Source organism: Streptococcus lutetiensis (assembly GCF_900475675.1).
Taxonomy (GTDB): domain Bacteria; phylum Bacillota; class Bacilli; order Lactobacillales; family Streptococcaceae; genus Streptococcus; species Streptococcus lutetiensis.
The window spans coordinates 1204551-1227485 of the sequence record NZ_LS483403.1 but is presented as its reverse complement, the minus strand read 5'-3'; the positions used below and the strand labels follow the sequence as shown (position 1 = coordinate 1227485).

Below are 22935 nucleotides of genomic sequence, written 5' to 3'. Positions count from 1 at the left end.
ATTCTGGGGAGGCTTTCATGATTAAAGCAATTATATTTGATATGGATGGTGTTTTATTTAACACTGAGAATTTTTATTTTGACCGTCGTGATGCATTTTTAGGGAGTAAAGGTATTTCTATCAAACATTTGCCACCTAAATTTTTTGTTGGTGGGCGTATGGATCAGTTCTGGGAAAAGATCTTAGGTGACAAGATTTCAGACTATGATACAAAGGTATTAGAAGCAGAATACACTGCTTATAAGAATGTTCATCGACCAGATTATAATCAATTAGTTTTTCCAGATGCTAAAAAAGTTTTAGCTGATTTAAAGGCAAAAGGATTTGTCTTAGCATTGGCTTCAAACACTGTGCGAAAAGATGTTGAACGAGCTTTGACAAAATGTGGTTTGATTGAATATTTTACTTACATTTTGACAGGCGATGATTTTAAAGAAGGTAAACCAAATCCTGCAATTTACAACGCTGCTTGTGTTAAATTAGGATTCGATAAAGGTAATATTGTTATCATTGAAGATAGTCAAAAAGGAATTCAAGCTGGAGTAGCAGCTGGTGTTCGTGTGATTGCCATCCGTGATAAAGTATTTGGCATTGACCAATCACAAGCTAGCCTTTTGGTTGATAGCTTAACCGAAGCTATGCAAGTAATTGAAAAAGAAGCCTAAGTTGTTATATTAAAACTAATTATTTTAAGTAAAATTAGTCAAGAAAAGAAAGTGCCTGTTAGTGGTAGCCAATAGCAATTTTATAGGCTTTATGATAAAATAAAAAAGCAGTAGAGAAATCTATTGAGGCTTAAAAGTACAAAGTTTAGCCGATTTTAGATTGAACTAATTAGGTTTTAAAGGCAGAGTTTAAATTCCTGTTTTTATCTTGCTTTCTTAACGAACTTAATATCTTAATAAAAGGAGTTATCTCATGGAAGTGGCTGAAATTCGCCAAAAAATAGTAGAAAATCAAGAGAAGTTGACTAGCTTCAGGAGGTCTCTTTGACTTAGATCGTTTGGAAGAAGACATTGCGCTTCTTGAAAATAAAATGACTGAGCCAGATTTTTGGAACGACAACATTGCAGCACAGAAAACATCTCAAGAATTGAATGGTTTGAAACAAACCTATGAAACATTTAACGAGATGCAAGAATTGTCTGATGAAACAGAACTTTATTTAGAAATGTTAGATGAAGATGATTCTATTCAAGCTGAGTTAGAAGAAACTCTTGAAAAACTTGATAAAATCATGACAAGTTATGAAATGACACTTCTTCTATCAGAACCATACGACCGTAATAATGCTATCTTGGAAATTCACCCAGGATCAGGTGGTACGGAAGCTCAAGACTGGGCTGATATGCTTTTCCGTATGTATACACGTTATGGAAATGCCAAAGGCTTTAAAGTTGAAACCCTTGACTACCAAGCTGGTGATGAAGCTGGTATCAAATCAGTGACTCTTTCTTTTGAAGGTCCAAATGCATATGGTCTTTTGAAATCAGAAATGGGTGTTCACCGTTTGGTTCGTATCTCACCATTTGATTCAGCTAAACGTCGTCACACATCATTCTCTTCTGTCGAAGTAATGCCAGAATTGGATGATACGATTGAAGTTGAAATTCGTGATGATGATATCAAGATGGATACTTTCCGTTCAGGTGGTGCTGGTGGACAAAACGTCAACAAGGTTTCTACTGGTGTCCGTTTGACCCACATTCCAACAGGAATCGTTGTTGCGTCAACTGTTGACCGTACTCAATACGGTAACCGTGACCGCGCCATGAAAATGTTGCAAGCAAAACTTTATCAATTAGAACAAGAGAAAAAAGCGCAAGAAGTGGATACTCTTAAAGGTGATAAAAAAGAAATCACTTGGGGAAGTCAAATCCGTTCATATGTCTTCACTCCATATACAATGGTTAAAGACCACCGTACAGGCTATGAGGTTGCTCAAGTTGATAAAGTCATGGATGGTGACATTGATGGCTTCATCGACGCTTTCTTGAAATGGCGAATTGATTAATTTAAAAGTAAAATTTTAGGATAACAAAATCGTAAAGGAAAATACAAATGGCATTAATTGAAATGAAAGGTGTAGCTAAAAAGTATCACCGCTCAACAACTGCTTTGAGAGATATTAATGTATCTATCAACCCAGGTGAATTTGTTTATATTGTTGGTCCTTCTGGTGCTGGTAAATCAAGTTTCATTAAATTGCTTTACCGCGAAGAAAAAGTCTCTGCTGGGACACTTAAAGTTGGGGAATTTAACCTTACAAAAATGAAAAAACGTCAAATCCCGATTTTACGTCGTAGCATTGGCGTTGTCTTCCAAGATTACAAACTTCTTCCTAAGAAGACTGTTTTTGAAAACGTTGCTTATGCCATGCAAGTAATTGGTGAAAAGCCACGTGAAATCAAAAAACGTGTGCCTGAAGTGCTTGAACTTGTCGGGCTTAAACACAAAATGCGTTCATTCCCTGATCAACTCTCTGGTGGTGAACAACAACGTGTGGCAATTGCGCGTGCCATCGTTAACAATCCAAAAGTTTTGATTGCTGACGAACCAACTGGTAACCTTGACCCAGAAATTTCTTGGGAAATCATGCAATTGTTAGAACGTATCAACCTTCAAGGAACAACCGTTCTAATGGCAACACACAACAAACAAATCGTTGATAACCTTCGCCATCGCGTTATCGCAATTGAAGAAGGACGTATTGTACGTGATGAAGAGGAAGGAGAATACGGATATAATGATTAGAAACTTTTTCCGCCACTTATGGGAATCTATTAAAAGTTTAAAACGAAACATCTGGATGACCATTGCATCAGTCAGCTCAGTTGCGATTACATTGACACTTGTTGGTATTTTTGCAGCTGTGCTTTTGAACGTTGAAAAAATTGCTCAAGGTATTGAAAATAATATTCAAATTAATGTTTATTTGAATGTCAACTCTGCTGATAATTCAGAAACAAAAACAAATGAAGTTGGTGAAACTGTTCAAAATGATTCTTATCACCAAGTTTATGACCAAATCAATGCACTTTCTGGTGTAAAATCAGTTACTTTCTCAAGTAAAGATGACCAATTAGCTAAATTGAAAGAAACATATGGTGATGACTGGACAATGTTCGATGGAGATTCAAATCCATTGCAAGATGTTTACGTTGTAGAAGCGACATCAGCATCAAAAGTTAAGAAAGTAGCTAATAAAATTTCTAAAATTGAAGGTGTTGAATCAGTTAACTATGGTGGTTCAAACTCAGATCAACTCTTCAAGATTTCTAAATTTATCCGAACATGGGGAGCTGCTGGTACTGTTCTTCTTGTTGTTGTAGCTATTTTCTTGATTTCAAATACAATTCGTATGACTATCATGTCTCGTCACCGCGATATTGAAATCATGCGTTTAGTTGGTGCGAAAAACTCTTATATCCGTGGCCCATTCTTCTTTGAAGGTGCTTGGGTTGGTTTGTTTGGAGCGATTGTTCCATCAATCATTATTTACTTCGGCTATAAAGCTGTTTACGCATCAGTAAATCCACAATTTGAAGTACAAGGATTGACTCTTTACCCAGCTGACACATTTCTTCCAATGATTATTGGTGGTATGTTCGTTGTAGGTATCCTTATCGGATCACTTGGTTCAGTTATCTCAATGAGACGTTATCTTAAAATTTAATAGAAAAAAACAACTTCTGAAAATCAGAAGTTGTTTTAATTTATAAAATTTGTAATAGCTGTAGCAATTTCTTTTTCTTGTTCTTTTTGAGAAATGCTTGCTTTTCCGTCTTTTGCTTGGTGACCATAATCTCCAAATTTGCTGTGGTTACCTCCAGAGATATTGACGTATTTTGTATCTTGTGGAAGTCTCTTTTTAGCTTTGTTATACTGGTCCCATTTAAGGATTTTATCTTTGCTAGCTGTGATTGAGAGAACTTTTAGCTTGTCTTTTGATAAGTCTGTTTTCTCACTTGGATAGCTTGCAAGAAGAATTAAACCAGTAACGTCTGTTTTGGCTGCATCAGCGTTCATGCAGGCAACAACGCCACCTAGTGAGTGTCCAGCGAGGTAGACATTTTTTAAGTTCTTTTCTTTGATGACGGTTAAAGCTTTTTTACTCGATAGCACAGGAAGATTTAGGGGTGTTTTCAAAATGTAAACATTATATCCTGACTTGGTTAAATCATTAGCTAAGCCAGCGTAGGCTTTTTCCTCAACGACAGCACCTTGATAAAAGATAATAGTTGCTTTTGTGCTTTCTTTACTTTCAAACAGTAGATAGTCTTTGGTGATTTTAGCGGATTTAGCAGTTGCCATAGAACTTTGATGTGCTTGGTAGGTTTTATAACGAATAAAACCAAAGCCTAGAACAAGCAGAGTTGTTAAACAAACTAAAAAATAGAGTAGATATTTTTTAGTTTGTTCATAGTGTGTTAAAATACGGGTTAAAATTCTTTTCATGTGCAATAGTCGTTTCACGACCATGGCCAGGGTATACGGTGAAGTGATTTGGAAGGCTAAAGAGTTCAGTTTCGATACTATTTAGTAATTGTACTGTGTTACCAGTTGGCAAATCAGTACGCCCAATGGTTTCACGAAAGAGCGCATCACCGGTGATAACAAGCTCATCATCAGGGAAAACTAGTGAAACACTTCCCCACGAATGTCCTGGTGTTTGACGTGCTTGAAAACGAAAACCAGCTAATACATAATCTTCTTGATATTGGAAGTGGTGTTCAGCAGGTTTTAAAATCACATCATCCATATCAGTATGACGGTCTAAGCCTGAAAAGTTATCTTTTGGGGAATAAAGCCAAGACGCTTCTTTTTCAGAGATATAAACAGGTGGCTGCCCAAAAGTATCACGAATCACATCAAGCCCCATGATATGGTCGTAATGAGCGTGGGTGATTAAAATAGCAGCTACAGGCTTATCAATAGCCGTAATTTTTTCTTTAATTTTATCTGTATTGCTACCAGGGTCAACAACAATGATAGCTTGGTCATTGACCAATAAGTAGGTATTTTCACGTGCAACGTGGTTTAATAATCTAAAAATCTTCATAAAAAAAGTGTATCAAAAAAGTCTTTAAAAGTCATACAATCTCTTTTGCTAAAAGCCATTTTTTCACTATCTTATTTTTTGGATTAGGTGAATGTGGGCTTTAAAAATGGTATAATTTAAATGTTATGATGCAAGTTAATTCTCAAAAATATGCTGTTGTGGATTTGGAGGCAACAGGTGCCCATGCAATGGCAGAAATTATTCAGGTTGGCATTGTCATTATTGAAAATAATCAGATTGTGAAGACCTATCAAACGGATGTTAATCCGCACGAGGTCTTAACTGAACACATTATTCATTTAACGGGGATAACAGATGAGCAATTGGCAAAAGCGCCAGATTTTTCACAAGTTGCTCAAGAAATTTATCACTTGATTTCGGATTGTGTTTTTGTGGCTCACAATGTGAAATTTGATGCCAATCTTTTAGCAGAAAAATTATTCTTAGAAGGGTACGAATTACGTACGCCACTTGTAGATACGGTTGAGCTATCACAAGTTTTTTATCCAACTCTTGAAAAATATACACTAGGACATTTAGCAGATGTTTTACAACTAGATTTGACAGATGCGCACACGGCTATTTCTGATGCTTATGCGACTGCTCAGCTATTGTTAAAACTAAAAGAAAAAATGGAAAGTCTGCCAAAAGAACTGCTAGAACAACTCTTGCCTTTTTCTGATAATCTCTTATTTGAAACGGGGATGTTGGTTGAGGAGAGCTTTAAAAAAGCAAAAGTCATGTCAAAAAAAGACTACCAAGAAGTTAGTGGTTTGATTTTACGACGTGCTAAAACCATTGGCAGTGAGCGTAAGCTGTCTGATGATTTTGAGTTAAATATGGCGCTTTTAGGCTTGGATGCGCGTGAGAAGCAAACTCGCTTTGCTCAGATGGTTAAAGATGATTTTCAAAGTTCAAAAATCTCATTCTTAGAAGCTCAGGCTGGTCTCGGAAAGACTTATGGATATCTTTTGCCACTTTTGCAGTTAGCACAAGATGAACAAATTATTGTTTCAGTGCCAACAAAAATTTTGCAAGACCAAATCATGGCCAATGAAGCTAAAAAGATTCAAGAAGTCTTTCACATTTCTTGTCAATCCATCAAAGGACCTGGCAACTATATTAAGTTAGATTCTTTTGCTGAAACCTTGCACCGAGAAGGGGATAATCGCTTAGTTAATCGCTACAAGATGCAATTGCTTGTCTGGTTGACTGAGACCTTAACGGGTGATTTGGACGAAATCAGACAAAAATACTCCTTTGAAACTTATTTTGAACAGATTAAGCATGATGGGAATCTGAGTGAAAAATCCTTGTATAAGGATGTCGATTTTTGGAATCGCACTTATGAAAATGCTAAGCACAGTAAGCTTTTAATTATTAATCATGCGTATTTCTTAGAACGTGTTCAAGATGATAAGGCTTTTGCGGCTAAGAAAATTTTGGTATTTGATGAAGCGCAAAAATTGATTTTGAATCTAGAACAATTTTCACGTCGCCGTGTTAATGTAACGCAGTTGATTCAAAAACTTGAAAAGCATTTGGATGCTGCTCTTCCGACGCTTGAAAAACGTTTGATTGAAAGCTTATCATTCCAACTAAGTCATTTAGAAACTCGTTTTTATCAAAATCAAGAAATTTATGTGACGACAGAAGATGCTCACCGAGTAGAACAAGCTGCTAAAGAGTTGCTTGCTCTTAATCCTGAGTGGCGTTATCTGTGCTTGGAAGATTTGTTAGCTTTATTTGCACAGCCATTTACGGATTTTTGGTTTGAGACAAGTTTTGAAAATGAAAAACGTCAGACCTATTTGAATGCAAGTAGTGGTGAACTCTTGAATTTCCAAGACTTCTTGCCAGAAACACGCAAGACTTACATGGTTTCTGCGACTCTGCACATTAGTCCGCAAGTTAGTCTAGCAGATTTGCTTGGCTTTGAGCAGTATCATTACATGAGCATTGAGCGCGAGAAGCAAACGTCACAACGCATTTGGATTGATGAAGAAATGCCAAATGTTGCTGAAATTTCTGATGAAGCATACGCTGATGCGATTGCTGAGCGAATTTATCAGATTAGACAATTAGATGAGCAGATGCTAGTGCTATTTAACTCTAAGAAAGCCATGTTTGATGTTTCTGAACGTTTGGATGAGATGGAACTTCATCATCTGACACAAGAGAAAAACGGGACAGCTTACAATGTTAAGCGTCGTTTTGAACGCGGTGAAAGTCATATTTTACTTGGGACTGGTGCTTTCTGGGAAGGTGTGGACTTTGTGCAATCTGATAAAATGATTGAGGTTATTACACGTTTACCGTTTGAAAATCCTAAGGATTTATTTGTTCAGAAAATCAGTAATCATTTGCTAGCGCAAGCTAAATCGCCTTTCAATGATTATTCTTTGCCGTTAGCTATTTTAAAACTAAAACAAGCTATCGGAAGAACTATGCGACGTGAGAAGCAACGCTCGGCGGTGCTTTTGCTTGACCCACGAATTTTGACAAAATCGTACGGAAGAATCATCAATGATGCTTTATCTGAAGAATTTTACATTTCTCATCAAAAATTTTCAAAGAGTCTCACTGAAATAAAGAATTTTCTGCTATAATAAAAGAGATAAACAAAAGGGGAGAAGTAAATGAAAAAATTAACACCAGTAAAACAGTATTTACTTGGTTTTAGCTTGATTTTATTAGTTCTCTTGCTTTCTGCTGCAACTGTTTTGGATTTAGCGATTCAGCCAAAACGTCGCGCAGAAAAACTAGCGACCCAAGTAGCCATTGAAAAAGCTGATTTGGTTCAAACATCTTCTGTTGACCTTTACAATGGTTCTAAGACCTATTACAGTGTTTTTGGAACGACAGCCTCAGGTGATCAGAAGATTGTTGCTGTAGGTGAAGACAATGGTAAGGTATTTGTCTATTCTGTCACTGATGGGATTAATCGTAAGCAAGCTGAGCAAGTAGCAGCTGCTAATGGTGCAACTGGCATTTCAAAAGTTGTTTACGGAATTGATGGCAAGACTCCAATTTGGGAAGTCACAGCTACTGATGGTTATTATCTTGTGAATTTTGAAACAAGTGAGCTCGTGAAGAAGGAGGGCATATGACAAACTTATCAAATCGCGTGTTGAACATGGAAGAAAGTGTGACTTTAGCAGCGAGTGCGCGTGCCAAAGCCTTGAAAGCGCAAGGACGTGATATTTTATCACTAACTTTAGGAGAACCAGATTTTGTAACTCCTAAGAATATCCAAGATGCAGCAGTTGAAGCTATTCAAAATGGTAAAGCAAGCTTCTACACTGTCGCTTCTGGTCTTCCAGAATTGAAGGATGCAATCAACAATTACATGGAAAATTTCTACGGTTATTCAGTTAATCGTAATCAAGTGGTTGTTGCAACAGGCGCTAAATACATTCTTTATACTTTCTTTACAACTGTTCTTAATCCAGGCGATGAGGTTATTATTCCAACACCATGTTGGGTGTCTTATGTCGATCAAGTTAAAATGGTTGATGGTGTTCCCGTAACAGTTGCGACAACTGAAGCAAATAACTTCAAAGCTACTGTTGAACAACTTGAAGCTGCTCGTACAGATAAAACAAAGGTTTTATTATTGAATTCACCATCTAATCCAACTGGTATGATTTACAGCCGTGATGAATTAGAAGTAATTGGTAATTGGGCTGTTGAACACAACATCTTAATCTTGGCAGACGATATTTATGGTCGTTTGGTATATAATGGAAATGAATTTACACCAATTTCAACAATTTCTGAAGCTATCAGAAATCAAACAGTTGTTGTAAATGGTACTTCAAAAACTTATGCCATGACTGGTTGGCGTGTTGGTTTTGCGGTTGGTAATGAAGAAATCATTTCAGGTATGGCAAGAGTTATCAGCCAAACAACATCAAACTTAACGGCAGTTTCACAATACGCAGCAATCGAAGCATTTACTGGTTCACAAGATTCTATTGAAGTTATGCGTAAGGCTTTTGAAGAACGTCTTAATACCATTTATCCATTGCTTTGCGAAGTTCCTGGTTTTGAAGTGATTAAACCTCAAGGTGCTTTCTATCTTTTCCCTAACGTGAAAAAAGCGATGGAAATGAAAGGCTTCACTGATGTGACTGCTTTTACAACAGCTATTCTTGAAGAGGCAGAAGTAGCTCTTGTTACTGGTGCTGGTTTCGGTGCTCCTGAGAATGTTCGTTTGAGCTATGCGACTGATATGGATACTTTGAAAGAAGCTGTAAGACGTTTGAAAGCATTCATGGAAAAATAAGATGTCCAAAAAACGAAAACTTATTATTGCATTAGTTGCTTTTTCAGGAATTGTTGCAGTTGGACTTGGCATTCATTTTAAACCAACTTCCCCAGAATTAACCAAACTGGGGGATTACTCGGTTACTTCCAAGGGCATGCGTTTTGAAATTGATCTGGCTAGCAACAGCACAACTGGTTATACTTGGACTGCCAGTGATGTGAATAAGGAAAATTGCACCTTAGATGATATTGTTTATCAAGCTTATCCTAGTAAAGACAATCGAGTAGGGTCTGATGGCTACAGTCGTGTGACCGGAAAAGTCAAAGAAGCTGGTCAGACGCAATTTCATTTAACCTATTGCCAAGATTGGGAAGGCGGTAAAAAAGAATTGACTTACCGCATTACTATCAGTAGTTCAAAAACTAAAATTAATAAGATTAAACTGACAAAAGTGTCAGAGTAATATTTGAAAAGAGGAATTATGTCTAAAGATTACGTATCAATTATTGATGTTAAAAATCATGTTGGTGAAGAAGTCACAATCGGGGCTTGGGTAGCTAACAAATCAGGAAAAGGAAAAATTGCTTTCTTACAACTTCGTGACGGGACAGCATTCTTCCAAGCAGTTGCTTTCAAACCAAACTTTATTGAAAAATATGGTGAAGAAGAAGGAACTGAAAAATTCAACACAGTTAAACACCTTAGCCAAGAAACTTCTATCCTTATTACAGGTATCGTTAAAGAAGATTCACGTTCAAAATTTGGTTACGAACTTGATGTGACTGACCTTAAAATCGTTGGTTATTCAGAAGATTACCCAATCACTCCAAAAGAACACGGTACTGATTTCTTGATGGATCACCGTCACTTGTGGTTGCGTTCACGTAAACAAATGGCTATCATGCAAATCCGTAACGCTATCATCTACGCTACATATGATTTCTTTGATAAAAATGGTTTCATCAAATTTGATAGCCCAATCTTGTCAGGAAACGCTGCTGAAGATTCAACAGAATTGTTTGAAACTGACTACTTTGGTACACCTGCTTACTTGAGCCAATCAGGTCAATTGTACCTTGAAGCTGGTGCTATGGCACTTGGTCGTGTCTTTGACTTTGGTCCTGTATTCCGTGCTGAAAAATCAAAAACTCGTCGTCACTTGACTGAGTTCTGGATGATGGATGCTGAATATTCATTCCTATCACACGAAGAATCTCTTGATCTTCAAGAAGCTTACGTTAAAGCCCTTATCCAAGGTGTTCTTGACCGTACTCCACAAGCTCTTGAAATTTTGGAACGTGATATTGATTTGCTTAAAAAATACATTGCAGAACCATTCAAACGTGTATCTTACGATGATGCTATCGATCTTCTTCAAGAACACGAAAATGATGAAGATGCTGATTACGAACACCTAGAACACGGAGACGACTTTGGTTCACCACACGAAACTTGGATTTCAAACTACTTTGGTGTACCAACATTTGTTATCAACTATCCAGCAAGCTTCAAAGCCTTCTACATGAAACCAGTTCCTGGTAACCCAGAACGCGTCTTGTGTGCTGACCTTCTTGCACCAGAAGGATACGGAGAAATCATCGGTGGTTCAGTTCGTGAAGATGACTACGATACACTTGTTGCTAAAATGGATGCTCTTGGTATGGATAAATCAGAATATGAATTCTACCTTGACCTTCGTAAATATGGTTCAGTGCCACACGCTGGATTCGGTATCGGTATCGAACGTATGGTAACATTCGTAGCTGGAACTAAACACATTCGTGAAGCTATTCCATTCCCACGTATGCTACACCGTATTAAACCTTAGAAAGTTGACCACGACGCTTTTAGAATGGGAATGAAACTTTTTCATTCTAGAAGCTAGTCAGTCCTTTAGCTAAGTGCCAATAGGACTTAGCGTGTCAAATCAGCGGAGCGAAGTGAGGCGAGATTTGACTAAGGAATGATATTAAACCTTAATAAATAAAGATTATTAAAGCCTGAACTTTTGAGTTCAGGCTTTTTAAGTTTGTTTAAGGAATATTTGCTAAAATTTTCGTAAGAGGTGATTGACATGATAACTTATATCGCGAAAATTACCTTTTTTGATAAGACATTTTGTATTGCACTAGACCTAAGAAGGGTTTCACACCCGCTTTTAGAACAGATTAAACGACAAGTAGGTTTAGTTGAGCATGATTTACAAATCTGGCAAGAAGCTCTTTCAGATAGCTTTAAAAGCTTAATAAGTGATACTTTCTTTAGTAAAACGTTTTTTATCAGAGCTTTGCAGGAACACTTTTCTGATTTAGGAAAGCACGAGGCAATTGCTTCGATTACTTGCCAGACCTTGACATAAGTTAAAATCCCAGCCAAATTGGTTGGGATTTTTTTTAGTTTTTAGCAGTCATAAGGTTTGGCGCAAAAGTTTTGAGTGATTTGATGATAGCAAGTACTAAAGCAAGGCTAATGAGACGGTCAGCATAGTCAGTAATGGCTTGAACCAAAACTAAACTTGCTGTCATGTCAATGCCTAAGCCGTGAAGAATTTGTGCCAAGATGCCAGAACCACTTGAAGTAATACCATGGAAAAGAATGACTGTGATACTTGATGAAACAACTGTTCCAGGAAGTGAGACAAGTAAGCTTTTCCAGATTAAGTCTTTTGATTTGCTTGTTTCTTTAACTAAGAAACCTGTAATAAAAGCAGCTACGATAGCTACAGGTGCAAAGTAAATAGCAAAGATATCAGTCGTCATCCAGCTAATCAAGGCACTGACAATAGCAGTACCAGCACCAAGCCATGGTCCAAAGACAACAGCGACCAACAATGTTCCAATCATATCAAGATAAATTGGCAGACGTAAGAATAAAGCGATATTTGCGCCAATATAGTTAATTGCAATGGCAATTGCCATAAAAGAAATGATACGAATTGATGAATTTTTCATAATTTAACTTTCTAACTTCAGATTTTTGAGATCATCTTGAATGATGTCTTTTTGTGCATCTAAAAGTACGGTTAGAAAATCTTCCCAGAATAGGCTTGGGTTAACCTGAGTCAAAATAGTACTGTTCTTAGGTTTGTGGTAAAAATCGTATTGATCGACGACAGTTTGTCCAATAGCGATGCCGTCAGTAACAACATCAGTGTAAGCCTCAAAACCTGAGCAGACCTCGCTGTTGACAAAATATGCCAATGCAAGAGGGTCATTAATCACACAGCCAATGATATGTTCGTATTCCCAGTGAAAATCAAAGTAAAAACGGGTGATTTTTGTAATGAATGCTGTCATTTCAGCGTTAATACGACTCATATATTCTAAATGATTTGGTGTTAAGACAATATGGCGAGTGGTATCAAGTCCAACCATTTCAACTTTGCGACCTAAACGTTCAAAAGTGATTTGTGCCGCATGAGGGTCGCACCAGTAGTTGTATTCAGCAACAGGTGAACAATTGCCATGTGATTTGAAATTTCCTCCCATGCTGACAAAACGGTGACAGTTTTCGCCGAGCTTAGGATTTATTTCAAGAGCTTTTGCGATATTGGTTAAAGGACCTAGGGCAATGATAGAAGTATCTTTAGGGGCTTTAAAGTAATCGGCTAAAAATTGCTCTGCTGATTTTTCTTGAACATGAGGAGTGTGTTTGAGTGGGAAATTATTTTCGCCAAGACCGTCCATACCATGAGTATCTTGGGCAGAAACGTAATCTCGTGTCAGCGGTGTACTAGCTCCTTGGTAGACAGGAACATCTAGTCGATCAAGCAGTTCTAGGCTTGTAAAAGTATTTTTAACGCCGAGATCTGTTGGACAATTTCCAGCGACGATGGTGATTGCAACCACTTCTAAATTTGGATGTTTGAGGGCATAAAGTAGTGCTAGTGTATCGTCGATACCAGGATCACAATCGATAATAATTTTTTGCTTAGTCATCCTTTCCTCCTTTCTTAAAAATATTTATAAAAAATAAAAAGGACCTTGTTTTCTAAAAAACAAAGCCACTCAAAAAAGATGCTCAACAAAGAGCAGGTCTCAATTTGTAGATAGCTAGTTTTTTATTCTGGGAGTTTTCGAACCAGTCCAAAAGTAGTACTTTTGATTATGCACGCCTTCTATTATATAAATAATTTGCTTTTTTGTAAATATTTGAAAATAAATGTATTTTTACTTATTAATATGTTTCAATTTTCAGAATATTTTGTTATAATAATCCTAATCTATTTGAGAGAAGGTGAAAATTTATGGTGAAAACAATTCACACGGACAAAGCGCCAGCAGCAATTGGTCCTTACGTTCAAGGAAAAGTTGTTGGTAACTTCCTTTTTGCTTCAGGTCAAGTTCCTTTGTCACCTGAAACTGGTGAAGTTATTGGGACAAGCATTCAAGAACAAACCAAACAAGTTCTTAAAAATATTTCTGCGATTTTAGCAGAAGCAGGTACTGATTTTGACCATGTGGTTAAAACGACATGTTTCTTAAGTGACATGGATGACTTTGTTCCATTTAATGAAGTTTACGCTACGGCTTTTAAAGCTGATTTTCCAGCGCGCTCTGCTGTTGAAGTTGCTCGTTTGCCAAAAGACGTCAAGGTAGAAATTGAAGTCATCGCTTATCTCGACTAGATGTTCTCTTAATATTATTTGACACGAAAAAAGTTCGCTATTCTCTCGGCGAACTTTTTTCTATTGCGTTAGATTGATTAATTTGCTTTTTGCATTTTTTTAGCGGTTGTCATCATCAAGCGAATACGGTTCAATTGGTTAACTTCTGATGAACCTGGGTCGTAATCGATTGGTGAGATATTGGCACCTTTGAATTGTCGGCGGAGTTCTTTTAGCATTCCTTTTCCGACGATGTGGTTTGGAAGACAACCAAATGGTTGAAGACAAACGATATTTTTAACACCATTGTTGAGTAATTCAATCATTTCACCAGTCAAGAACCAACCTTCACCAGTGTGGTTACCGATTGAAATGACTTTTTCGGCACCTTTAGCGATATCATAGATTGATTCGATACCTTCGAAACGCTCAGATTTTTCAAGAGCTTTGTTTATTGGTTTTTCAAGAAGATTGATGGCATCGATACCAAGTTTTGCTAGGCGTTTTGATTTTTGGCTCATATTGAGCTCATCGGCTTTCCAAATTTGGTTGAAGAGTGAGTAATTCATAAAGCCAATCAAGTCTGGCACAACGGCTTCACCACCTTCATTTTCAATGATAGCAACAATGTCGTTGTTAGCTGTAGGGGCGTATTTGACCAAGATTTCTCCAACCACACCAACACGTGGTTTTTGACCAAAGTCGATGGTTTCAAGATTATCAAAGTCTTTAATGATTCGTTTCATGTTGTGGTTGAATTCGAAGTAAGAGCCTGATTTGACATTCTTACGAGCGATTTCAAGCCATTTTTCGTATAAGGCATTGGCAGAACCTGGAACGGCTTCATAAGGACGAACGCGGTAGAGCACTCGTTCAAAAAGGTCACCGTAAAGTACGCTGATAAGCAGACGTTTGACAAATGGTAAGGTTAAACTCCAACCAGGTGTTTCTTCTGTACCTTGATTTCCCATGGAGACGGAAACCACAGGAATTTGAGGATAGCCAGCATCTTTTAAGGCTTTTCGCAAGAGCGGAATGTAGTTGGTTGCACGGCAACCTCCACCAGTTTGAGTCATCATGACGCTGGTATTGTCGAGGTCGTACTTACCACTTTGAAGTGCTTCGAGCAATTGGCCGATAGTGATGATAGCTGGGTAGCAAGCGTCGTTATGAACAAATTTTAGACCAACATCAACAGCTTTTCTGTCCATAGCTGGGAGAATCACAATATTATAGCCAGCTTGTTTGAAGGCTTCTTCAATTAGACCATTTTGGTGAATTGGTGAAAGCATTGGCATGAGAAGGGTGTGTTTCTTCTTCATATCTTTTGTGAAGATAGGTTCTATGCTTTCTTCATCAGCTTTGCTGGTAAATTGTGGAACTTGATTGAAAATATGATTGAGATTAGCTTTTTTAGCTTTCTTGTCACGTTCTTCAACAGCAGCTTTAAGAGAACGAAGACGAATACGGATGGCACCAAGGTTGCTTCCTTCGTCGATTTTTAGGACAGTGTAAAGCTTGTTGTGAGCTCGCATGATTTCTTCAACTTGATCAGTTGTGACGGCATCAAGCCCGCAACCAAAGCTGTTTAATTGGACTAATTCAAGGTTAGGATTTTTAGAAACGACTTTAGCAGCAGCGTAAAGACGTGAGTGGTAAACCCATTGGTTAACCACGCGTAAACCTGAAACTTCTTCAAGTCCAGCTACCATATCTTCTGTTAAAACGTGGAAACCTTCTTGGGTGATGATGTTAGCAATCCCATGGTTGATTTCTGGGTCGAGGTGATATGGGCGTCCAGAAAGCACAATTGCTTTTTCGTCGTTGAGAGCTAGTTTACTAAGGAGCTCATCAGCCTTATCTTGTAAATCTTTCTTGAAGTCAGTTAAGACTTGATAGCCATGTTCAACGGCTTCGCGAATATCAGCTTCTGTAATGTCATTATAATCAGCAAAGCTTTTGACAAGTGATTTGACAACAGATTTATGGTCGGCCAAGTTAACAAATGGATGGAAGTATTTGACCTCACCATTGCGGATAGGGTCCATGTTTTTTTCGATGACTTCTGGATAACTTTGAACGATTGGGCAGTTGTAGTGGTTAGGCGCTTTGCTATTTTCAATTTGTTCGTAAATGACACTAGGGTAGAAAATGGCATCCACTTTGCGCTCGATTAAACTTTGAATGTGACCGTGCACCATTTTGGCAGGGTAACAAACGGTATCACTTGGGATAGTTTCAATTCCCTTTTCAAATAATCGTTTGTCTGATTTTGGTGAGATTTGAACACGGAACTTCAAGTCAGTAAGAACAGTGTGCCAAAGTGGGTAATTTTCATACATGTTAAGTACACGTGGAACCCCAACGATACCGTGGACAGCGTCACGTTTTGACAGTGCTTTAAATTTAAAGATTTTTTTATATTTGTAATCAACCAGATTTTCTTTTTGGTTGCTACGGTCAAATTTAATTTTAGTAACTTTTTCAGCACCGCGTTCGCAGCGGTTACCAGTAACGAATTTTGAACCGTCGTTAAAGATGGTAACAGTTAAGGCACAGTTATTTTCACACATGCCGCAACGGGTAAATTCTTTTTGAGTGGTAAAGTGATCAAGTTCTTCAAGTCCCATCAAACTTGATTTTGTGCGATTGGCTGTAAGTGATATTTCAGTCATACAATCCCTCCTTTACTGTGCCGCGCTGACTTCAAGAGCAGCTTCTTGGTTGGCTAATTCATCTTCGTATTTTTCCTTAGCGATAATAGCACAGCCATAAGCTCCCATAAGTCCAGCAATGCTTGGTCGAACGACTTCGCGTTCGCTGACGAGTTCAAAGGCACGAAGAACGGCTTCATTGTAGAAAGTTCCACCTTGAACGACGATTTTCTCACCCAAATCTTCGGGGCGTTTTAATTTGATAACTTTGTAAAGGGCGTTTTTGATGACAGAGTATGAAAGTCCTGCGGAAATATCAGCAACAGTTGCCCCTTCTTTTTGAACTTGTTTTACCTTAGAGTTCATAAAGACTGTGCAGCGTGAACCGAGGTCAACGGGGTGCTTAGCAAGAAGAGCGACTTTGGCAAAATCTTTGACATCGTATTTAAGAGATTTGGCAAAGGTTTCAATAAATGAGCCGCAACCTGAAGAGCAAGCTTCGTTTAGTTGGATACTCGATAAAGCGCCATCACGCACACTCATGGCTTTCATATCTTGACCACCAATATCAAGGATAAAGTCAACCCCTGGGTTGAAGTAATTAGCTGCTTTGAAGTGAGCTACGGTTTCAACCTCACCGTAATCAACGTGAAGAGCTGCTTTAATCAAATTTTCACCATATCCAGTCACGCAAGAACGAGCAATGAAAGCATCTTCTGGCAATTGATGGTAAAGTTCTTTTAGGATAGCAATGACATTTTCAAGAGGTTGTCCTTGGTTATTGCCGTAGTGTTGGAATAAAATAGCTCCTTTAGGATCTGTGAGGACAACTTTTGAAGTAGTTGAGCCTGCATCGATACCAAGGAAAAGAGGCCCAGAAGCAGTGGTAATGTCTTTGTATTCAACGCTAGCTTTATCGTGACGGGCGTGCCAAGCATCCAGTTCAGCTTGATCTTTGAAAAGAACATCAAGAGTATTTTTAGGAACTAGAGATTGTGAGCTATTATTTTCTAAGTTATGAATGATTCCAGATAAGCTGATTTGAGTTTGGTTCTCATCAAGAGCAGCTCCTATGGCAACGAAAAGTTGTGGATTTTCAGGGAAAATCACATGTTCTGGTTTGATATCAAGGGTTTCAATGAAACGCTTACGAAGTTCACTCATAAAAAAGAGCGGTCCACCAAGAAAGGCGATATTTCCAGTTATTTTACGCCCAGAAGCTAATCCAGCAATGGTTTGATTGACAACAGCTTGGAAAATCGAAGCGGCAATGTCTTCTTTTCTGGCCCCTTCATTAATTAAAGGTTGGACGTCAGTTTTAGCAAATACCCCACAACGACTGGCAATTGGGTAAATGGTTTCGTAACCTTTGGCAAGCTCATTGACCCCGTTGGCATCTGTTTTTAAAAGTCCAGCCATTTGATCGATGAAAGCTCCTGTACCGCCGGCACATGTTCCGTTCATGCGTTGTTCAAGGGTATCGCCAAAGAAAGTCATTTTGGCATCTTCACCACCAAGCTCGATTACCACATCAGTTTGTGGAATGAATTTTTCAACGGTAGTAGTCGCAGCAATAACTTCTTGGACGAAAGGAATTTCAGCCACATCAGATAAGCCTATACCCCCAGAACCAGTAATGGCAATACTGACAGTTTGATCGCCGATTTCAGAAATGGCTTCATTTAAAACCTTGATAGTTGCTGTTTTGACGTCTGAAAAGTGACGCTCGTAACTTGAAAATAGTAACTGATAATTATCGTCAAAAATGACAACTTTAACAGTGGTCGATCCGACATCTATACCTGCTTTATACATTAATAAAAAACCTAAAAGTGTTAGAAGGTAGTAGATAAATATCATTCCTAAAAATGACTCATTATCTAGCAACGAATAATGTAGTTACATCGACTGTTCTTTAACACTATTTCAATCCTTTCTTACTTATCTCACACGCTGTTAATGTCACAACAGAATGTTGCTTATTCAACAGAGTGTTTGTTATAATAGTATTATAAAACACTCATTGTCAATTGCAATCGCTAATTTTTTAACTTGTGTTGTTTAAGCAACACATCCCCGACAATCTGTTGTTTATCTCGGAGGAATAGCTCATGAAACTTACTGATATTCGTTATTTGAGAACAGAAAAATTGATTTTTGATGCCTTTGCCAAACTTCTCAGCGAGAAACCTTATGAGAAAATTACGGTACAAGATATTGCTGATGAAGCCATGATTAATCGTGCCACTTTTTATGCACATTATGCGGACAAAGATGACCTTCAAAAAGGGATTCAGCAACAAGTTCTAGAGCAAATGTCTGACATGATTGATGCAGCACAGATTACAAATGGTGAACGCGTAAAAGTTAAGCGAGCTGAGAAACTTTTAACGGAGTTTTATCATGGATTGGAGAAAAATGCTGCGATTGCTAAAATTGTTCTAAAAAGCATTTCTCAGGAAGTCATGCAAGAAGAATTTGGAAGTTTGGTACATGAAAAATATGATCATTTGCTTGCGAAACTAAATGTCACTGAATCTGGCGAGCAAGTCCCGACTGATTTTGTTGTGGCTTACTTAACGAGTATTTTTACAGGGACTTTACTTTGGTGGATTAAGTCAAATTTTTCAATACCAGCAAAAGAACTAGCCCGCTTGGTTTTGACCTTGGTTAGTAACGGCCACCTTACTGTTATAGGCGTCATCATCGATCGAGAAGATTAGTAGAAAAGAGCTGAGAAGTCAGCTTTTTTGTTTTATTTCTGGTATAATGGAAGAGACAGAAAGAAGGATCTTATGAGTCAAAAACAACTAATACAAGATAGCATTGATCATCACGATTATCCAATTGAAGAGGGCGTTATCATCGATTCTCTGGATATTAGATTACAAGAGATTATCAAAAAGAAGCATCCTGATATTGCTAGTGGTGCCTTTATTAGCTATAAGAATCTGACTTATTACCGTCTTCTTTTTTTAGAGGAGATTATCGATAAAGCTAATCGCAAAAATGACTACGTCCGTGAAGCTGTTTACGACACGACTAAGCACCAAGGTTATACAGCTTTAGATGTCCAAGACCAATTGGACAGAAAGATCACCTTTGGACAAAAAATTGCGGATGATGTGGCTCGTTTTGGTGGGTCTTGGACCTTTATTATTACCTTCATCTGCTTTATGGGAGTTTGGATGGCTTTGAATGTTTTGAAGCCCTTTGGCATTGTATTTGACAAATATCCATTTATTTTGTTAAACCTTGCCTTGTCAACACTAGCTGCGCTTCAAGCTCCTTTGATTATGATGAGCCAGAACCGTGCTTCTGACTATGATCGCTTGCAAGCTAAGAATGATTACAATGTTAATAAGGTATCAGAAGAAGGTATTCGATTGTTACATACAAAATTGGATCACTTAGTTCAGCAAGATCAGTCGGATTTACTAGAAATTCAGAAATTACAAACAGAAATGTTAGCTTCTTTGACAAAACAATTAGTGAGTATGCAGGAAGAACAGGTGCGTTTAGTAGGTCAAATTGAAAAAATGAGAAGGAGCGAAGAAAATGTCTGATAAAGAGATTAACTTAGTTATTGTAACTGGGATGAGCGGTGCTGGTAAGACAGTTGCCATTCAATCCTTTGAAGATTTAGGGTATTTTACCATCGATAACATGCCACCAACTTTGGTGCCAAAATTTATTGAATTAGTTGAAAAAACAAGTGACAATAATCGTGTTGCTCTTGTGGTGGACATGCGTAGTCGTCTCTTCTTCAACGAAATTACTTCTGTTTTAGATAAAATTGATTCAAATCCAAAAATCGACTTCAAGATTCTTTTCTTAGATGCAACAGATGGCGAATTGGTAGCTCGTTATAAAGAGACACGTCGTAGTCACCCGTTGGCAGCTGACGGACGTATTTTAGATGGAATCAAGTTAGAACGTGAGTTGCTTGCACCTTTGAAAAACTTGAGCCAAAATGTGGTTGATACAACAGAATTAACCCCTCGTCAATTGCGTAAGACAATTTCTGAACAATTTACAAGTGATGAAAATCAAGCTTCATTTCGTATTGAAGTCATGAGTTTTGGTTTCAAATATGGTTTACCACTCGATGCAGACTTGGTATTTGACGTACGCTTCTTGCCAAATCCATACTACAAACCAGAACTTCGTAATCAAACTGGCCTTGAAAAAGACGTTTATGATTATGTCATGAATCATGAAGAATCAGAAGATTTCTACCAACATTTGATTGGTCTCATTAAACCTATTTTGCCGGGCTACAAAAAAGAAGGAAAATCTGTATTGACCATTGCTATTGGTTGTACAGGAGGTCAACACCGAAGTGTTGCCTTTGCTCATCGCTTAGCTGAAGAGTTAGAAGCGGACTGGGTAGTCAATGAAACCCACCGCGATAAAAATCGTCGCAAGGAGACTGTGAACCGTTCATGAGAAAACCTAAAATTACCGTTATCGGTGGAGGAACAGGGATTCCAGTTATTTTAAGTAGTTTAAGACACGAAGAGGTCGATATTACAGCCATCGTAACGGTCGCTGATGATGGCGGTAGTTCAGGAGCTTTGCGTTCGGTTATGCAACTGACACTACCTGGAGACCTTAGAAATGTCCTGGTGGCTATGAGTGATATGCCTAAGTTTTACGAAAAAGTCTTTCAATATCGCTTTGCTGAAGGGGATGGTCCGCTTGCTGGACACCCTCTTGGAAATCTTATCATTTCAGGAATCGCTGAAATGGAAGGTTCTACTTACAGCGCCATGCAGATTTTGACAAAATTCTTTCACGTTACAGGGAAAATTTATCCAGCAAGTGAAAACCCATTGACTTTGCATGCTGTTTTTAAAGATGGCTATGAAGTCGCTGGTGAGAGTCACATCTCTGGTTATCAAGGAATGATTGACCATGTTTATGTGACCAATACTTACAATGACGACGAACCAACTGCCAGTCGCAAAGTAGTTGATGCAATCATGGATAGTGACATGATTGTCCTTGGACCTGGTTCTTTGTTTACATCAATTTTGCCAAATTTGGTTATTCCTGAAATCAAGCAGGCACTTGTTGATACCAAAGCTGAAGTTGCTTATGTTTGTAACATCATGACGCAATATGGTGAAACCGAATATTTTACGGATGCTGACCACGTCGAAGTGCTCAATCGTCATCTTGGTAAAGATGTTATTGATACGGTTCTCGTCAATATTCAAAAAGTGCCGCAAGATTACATGGACCACAATAAATTTGATGAATACTTGGTTCAAGTTGAGCATGATTTTGTAGGGCTTCGTAAGCAAGTCAAACGAGTGATTTCATCTGATTTTCTTCGTTTGGAAAATGGCGGAGCTTTTCACAATGGCAACTATGTCGTTGAAGAATTAATGAACCTTGTGAGGATGAAGAAGCGATGAGTTTTACAGTAAAAGTTAAAGAAGAATTGTTGAATTTATCGCGATTTGATAAGAGTGAACTATCAGCTATTATCAAAATGTCAGGAAGCCTCGGCTTAACAGCTGCTGGACTAACTTTGTCAATCATAACAGAAAATGCTAAAGTAGCCCGCCATATCTATGAATTGATTGAAACGATTTACCAGGTTCAGCCTGAGATTAAATACCATCAAAGGACAAATTTACGTAAGAATCGTATTTATACAGTTTTTGTTGCTAAAAATGTCAGAGAAATTTTGAACGACTTGCAGCTGGCTGATTCTTTCTTTGGGATTGAAATGGGAATTACCCCAAGTATCCTAGAAGATGATGATAAGGGACGTGCTTATCTGCGTGGTGCTTTCTTGGCGACTGGGACCATTCGTGACCCAGAGTCAGGAAAATATCAACTGGAAATTTTTTCCGTTTATCAAGACCACGCCGAAGATTTAGCAAACTTGATGCGAAAATTTATCCTTGATGCAAAGGTTATCGAACATAAAAATGGAGCAGTGACTTATCTTCAAAAGGCTGAAGATATCATGGATTTCTTGATTGTCATCGGAGCGATGGAATGTAAAGAAAGCTTTGAAGAAGTTAAGATTATGCGTGAGACGCGCAATGACGTTAACCGTGCCAACAATGTGGAAACAGCTAACATTGCAAAAACCGTGACAGCCAGCATGAAGACCATCAATAACATCATTAAAATCATGGATACCGTTGGACTTGAGACCTTACCAATTGAATTGCAACAAGTGGCTAAGATTCGTGTAGAAAATCCTGATTACTCGATTCAGCAAATCGCAGACCACTTGGAGGGGACCTTGACCAAGAGCGGTGTCAATCATCGATTGCGTAAAATCAATAAAATTGCAAATGAATTATAGAAAAAGTTAAGG

The 22935-nt window shown here is 38.0% G+C and carries 21 protein-coding genes, 1 pseudogene and 1 riboswitch; of the genes and pseudogenes, 16 read left to right on the top strand and 6 right to left on the bottom strand.

Annotation, left to right across the window (positions count from 1 at the left end; genetic code table 11):
* Window positions 1–17 precede the first annotated feature (17 nt).
* The 4 genes from DQN23_RS06190 (at window position 18) to ftsX (ending at window position 3676) form a co-directional block, all read left to right on the top strand.
* Window positions 18–665, top strand: coding sequence for an HAD family hydrolase (locus tag DQN23_RS06190; protein ID WP_058814113.1), 648 nt, complete (start codon window positions 18–20; stop codon window positions 663–665).
* Window positions 666–918: 253 nt separating this feature from the next.
* Window positions 919–2014, top strand: a protein-coding gene (gene prfB / locus DQN23_RS06185; RefSeq protein ID WP_111698978.1) for a peptide chain release factor 2 whose coding sequence is annotated in 2 segments (ribosomal slippage) — window positions 919–990 and window positions 992–2014 — 1095 coding nt in all. Because the reading frame shifts where the segments join, the coding sequence is not laid out codon by codon here.
* Between the two features lie 47 nt (window positions 2015–2061).
* Window positions 2062–2754 carry a cell division ATP-binding protein FtsE gene (ftsE, locus tag DQN23_RS06180; protein ID WP_020917173.1) on the top strand — a complete coding sequence of 231 codons (693 nt, stop codon included), beginning with the start codon at window positions 2062–2064 and terminating at the stop codon, window positions 2752–2754.
* Window positions 2747–3676 (top strand): permease-like cell division protein FtsX, encoded by a 930-nt coding sequence (gene ftsX, locus DQN23_RS06175; protein ID WP_058814112.1) that lies wholly within the window; start codon window positions 2747–2749, stop codon window positions 3674–3676. The genes ftsE and ftsX overlap by 8 nt, the downstream gene beginning before the upstream one ends.
* A gap of 35 nt (window positions 3677–3711) precedes the next feature.
* Here the strand turns inward: ftsX and DQN23_RS06170 are convergent, their stop codons facing one another.
* Together DQN23_RS06170 and DQN23_RS06165 are read right to left on the bottom strand one after the other, a co-directional pair.
* Entirely contained in the window at window positions 3712–4458 is a 747-nt protein-coding gene (locus DQN23_RS06170; RefSeq protein ID WP_167394764.1) for an alpha/beta hydrolase, read from the bottom strand.
* A complete protein-coding gene (locus DQN23_RS06165) occupies window positions 4421–5062 on the bottom strand; it encodes an MBL fold metallo-hydrolase (protein ID WP_058814110.1) in 642 nt (213 codons plus the stop codon). The genes DQN23_RS06170 and DQN23_RS06165 overlap by 38 nt, the downstream gene beginning before the upstream one ends.
* 125 nt (window positions 5063–5187) lie before the next feature.
* Between DQN23_RS06165 and DQN23_RS06160 the strand changes: the two genes are divergently transcribed.
* From DQN23_RS06160 to DQN23_RS06135, 6 genes are all read left to right on the top strand, one after another.
* On the top strand, window positions 5188–7671 hold the full coding sequence (locus DQN23_RS06160; RefSeq protein ID WP_111712926.1) for a bifunctional DnaQ family exonuclease/ATP-dependent helicase: 2484 nt from the start codon (window positions 5188–5190) through the stop codon (window positions 7669–7671).
* 30 nt (window positions 7672–7701) lie between these two features.
* Window positions 7702–8172, top strand: coding sequence for a cell wall elongation regulator TseB-like domain-containing protein (locus DQN23_RS06155; protein ID WP_020917168.1), 471 nt, complete (start codon window positions 7702–7704; stop codon window positions 8170–8172).
* Window positions 8169–9350 carry a pyridoxal phosphate-dependent aminotransferase gene (locus DQN23_RS06150; RefSeq protein WP_058814108.1) on the top strand — a complete coding sequence of 394 codons (1182 nt, stop codon included), beginning with the start codon at window positions 8169–8171 and terminating at the stop codon, window positions 9348–9350. Before DQN23_RS06155 ends, DQN23_RS06150 begins: the two co-directional genes overlap by 4 nt.
* A gap of 1 nt (window position 9351) precedes the next feature.
* Window positions 9352–9795: a protease inhibitor I42 family protein gene (locus DQN23_RS06145; RefSeq protein ID WP_058814107.1), complete on the top strand. Its 444-nt coding sequence runs from the start codon at window positions 9352–9354 to the stop codon at window positions 9793–9795.
* Window positions 9796–9813: 18 nt separating this feature from the next.
* Window positions 9814–11160: an asparagine--tRNA ligase gene (asnS, locus tag DQN23_RS06140; RefSeq protein ID WP_111712925.1), complete on the top strand. Its 1347-nt coding sequence runs from the start codon at window positions 9814–9816 to the stop codon at window positions 11158–11160.
* 246 nt (window positions 11161–11406) lie between these two features.
* Entirely contained in the window at window positions 11407–11691 is a 285-nt protein-coding gene (locus DQN23_RS06135; protein ID WP_020917164.1) for a hypothetical protein, read from the top strand.
* 34 nt (window positions 11692–11725) lie between these two features.
* On the opposite strand, the gene DQN23_RS06130 is transcribed toward DQN23_RS06135, so the two are convergent.
* Window positions 11726–12283, bottom strand: coding sequence for an ECF transporter S component (locus tag DQN23_RS06130; RefSeq protein ID WP_020917163.1), 558 nt, complete (start codon window positions 12281–12283; stop codon window positions 11726–11728).
* A gap of 3 nt (window positions 12284–12286) precedes the next feature.
* The gene (locus DQN23_RS06125; RefSeq protein WP_061408271.1) at window positions 12287–13270 is read right to left on the bottom strand and encodes a nucleoside hydrolase; all 984 of its coding nucleotides are present in this window, start codon (window positions 13268–13270) and stop codon (window positions 12287–12289) included.
* Between the two features lie 108 nt (window positions 13271–13378).
* Window positions 13379–13422: riboswitch (PreQ1 riboswitch) on the bottom strand.
* Between the two features lie 159 nt (window positions 13423–13581).
* Here DQN23_RS06125 and DQN23_RS06120 point away from each other — a divergent pair.
* Window positions 13582–13959, top strand: a complete 378-nt coding sequence (locus DQN23_RS06120; protein WP_111699223.1) for a RidA family protein — start codon at window positions 13582–13584, stop codon at window positions 13957–13959.
* 77 nt (window positions 13960–14036) lie between these two features.
* Here DQN23_RS06120 and DQN23_RS06115 read toward each other — a convergent pair.
* Window positions 14037–16577, bottom strand: a pseudogene (locus DQN23_RS06115) (acyl-CoA dehydratase activase-related protein); the annotation flags it as partial.
* A 48-nt stretch (window positions 16578–16625) separates the two neighbouring features.
* Complete coding sequence (locus DQN23_RS06110) at window positions 16626–18407, bottom strand: acyl-CoA dehydratase activase (RefSeq protein WP_081665484.1); 1782 nt, start codon at window positions 18405–18407, stop codon at window positions 16626–16628.
* 296 nt (window positions 18408–18703) lie between these two features.
* On the opposite strand from DQN23_RS06110, the gene DQN23_RS06105 reads away from it, so the two are divergent.
* From DQN23_RS06105 to whiA, 5 genes are all read left to right on the top strand, one after another.
* Window positions 18704–19315, top strand: coding sequence for a TetR/AcrR family transcriptional regulator (locus DQN23_RS06105; RefSeq protein ID WP_020917160.1), 612 nt, complete (start codon window positions 18704–18706; stop codon window positions 19313–19315).
* A 72-nt stretch (window positions 19316–19387) separates the two neighbouring features.
* Window positions 19388–20158: a DUF1003 domain-containing protein gene (locus tag DQN23_RS06100; protein WP_020917159.1), complete on the top strand. Its 771-nt coding sequence runs from the start codon at window positions 19388–19390 to the stop codon at window positions 20156–20158.
* Window positions 20151–21041 (top strand): RNase adapter RapZ, encoded by an 891-nt coding sequence (rapZ, locus tag DQN23_RS06095; RefSeq protein WP_058814104.1) that lies wholly within the window; start codon window positions 20151–20153, stop codon window positions 21039–21041. Before DQN23_RS06100 ends, rapZ begins: the two co-directional genes overlap by 8 nt.
* Window positions 21038–22015 (top strand): YvcK family protein, encoded by a 978-nt coding sequence (locus DQN23_RS06090; protein WP_111712923.1) that lies wholly within the window; start codon window positions 21038–21040, stop codon window positions 22013–22015. Before rapZ ends, DQN23_RS06090 begins: the two co-directional genes overlap by 4 nt.
* Entirely contained in the window at window positions 22012–22923 is a 912-nt protein-coding gene (gene whiA, locus DQN23_RS06085; protein ID WP_020917156.1) for a DNA-binding protein WhiA, read from the top strand. The genes DQN23_RS06090 and whiA overlap by 4 nt, the downstream gene beginning before the upstream one ends.
* Window positions 22924–22935: the final 12 nt, after the last annotated feature.

Excerpts from the sequence above, each read along its gene's own strand:
- DQN23_RS06125 (WP_061408271.1), bottom strand. The coding sequence starts at position 13,270 with ATGACTAAGCAAAAAATTATTATCGATTGTGATCCTGGTATCGACGAT.
- DQN23_RS06165 (WP_058814110.1), bottom strand. The coding sequence starts at position 5,062 with ATGAAGATTTTTAGATTATTAAACCACGTTGCACGTGAAAATACCTAC.
- DQN23_RS06170 (WP_167394764.1), bottom strand. The coding sequence starts at position 4,458 with ATGAAAAGAATTTTAACCCGTATTTTAACACACTATGAACAAACTAAA.
- ftsX (WP_058814112.1), top strand. The coding sequence starts at position 2,747 with ATGATTAGAAACTTTTTCCGCCACTTATGGGAATCTATTAAAAGTTTA.
- asnS (WP_111712925.1), top strand. The coding sequence starts at position 9,814 with ATGTCTAAAGATTACGTATCAATTATTGATGTTAAAAATCATGTTGGT.
- DQN23_RS06130 (WP_020917163.1), bottom strand. The coding sequence starts at position 12,283 with ATGAAAAATTCATCAATTCGTATCATTTCTTTTATGGCAATTGCCATT.
- DQN23_RS06145 (WP_058814107.1), top strand. The coding sequence starts at position 9,352 with ATGTCCAAAAAACGAAAACTTATTATTGCATTAGTTGCTTTTTCAGGA.
- rapZ (WP_058814104.1), top strand. The coding sequence starts at position 20,151 with ATGTCTGATAAAGAGATTAACTTAGTTATTGTAACTGGGATGAGCGGT.
- DQN23_RS06100 (WP_020917159.1), top strand. The coding sequence starts at position 19,388 with ATGAGTCAAAAACAACTAATACAAGATAGCATTGATCATCACGATTAT.
- DQN23_RS06155 (WP_020917168.1), top strand. The coding sequence starts at position 7,702 with ATGAAAAAATTAACACCAGTAAAACAGTATTTACTTGGTTTTAGCTTG.
- ftsE (WP_020917173.1), top strand. The coding sequence starts at position 2,062 with ATGGCATTAATTGAAATGAAAGGTGTAGCTAAAAAGTATCACCGCTCA.
- DQN23_RS06110 (WP_081665484.1), bottom strand. The coding sequence starts at position 18,407 with ATGTATAAAGCAGGTATAGATGTCGGATCGACCACTGTTAAAGTTGTC.
- whiA (WP_020917156.1), top strand. The coding sequence starts at position 22,012 with ATGAGTTTTACAGTAAAAGTTAAAGAAGAATTGTTGAATTTATCGCGA.
- DQN23_RS06135 (WP_020917164.1), top strand. The coding sequence starts at position 11,407 with ATGATAACTTATATCGCGAAAATTACCTTTTTTGATAAGACATTTTGT.
- DQN23_RS06160 (WP_111712926.1), top strand. The coding sequence starts at position 5,188 with ATGATGCAAGTTAATTCTCAAAAATATGCTGTTGTGGATTTGGAGGCA.
- DQN23_RS06150 (WP_058814108.1), top strand. The coding sequence starts at position 8,169 with ATGACAAACTTATCAAATCGCGTGTTGAACATGGAAGAAAGTGTGACT.
- DQN23_RS06105 (WP_020917160.1), top strand. The coding sequence starts at position 18,704 with ATGAAACTTACTGATATTCGTTATTTGAGAACAGAAAAATTGATTTTT.
- DQN23_RS06190 (WP_058814113.1), top strand. The coding sequence starts at position 18 with ATGATTAAAGCAATTATATTTGATATGGATGGTGTTTTATTTAACACT.
- DQN23_RS06090 (WP_111712923.1), top strand. The coding sequence starts at position 21,038 with ATGAGAAAACCTAAAATTACCGTTATCGGTGGAGGAACAGGGATTCCA.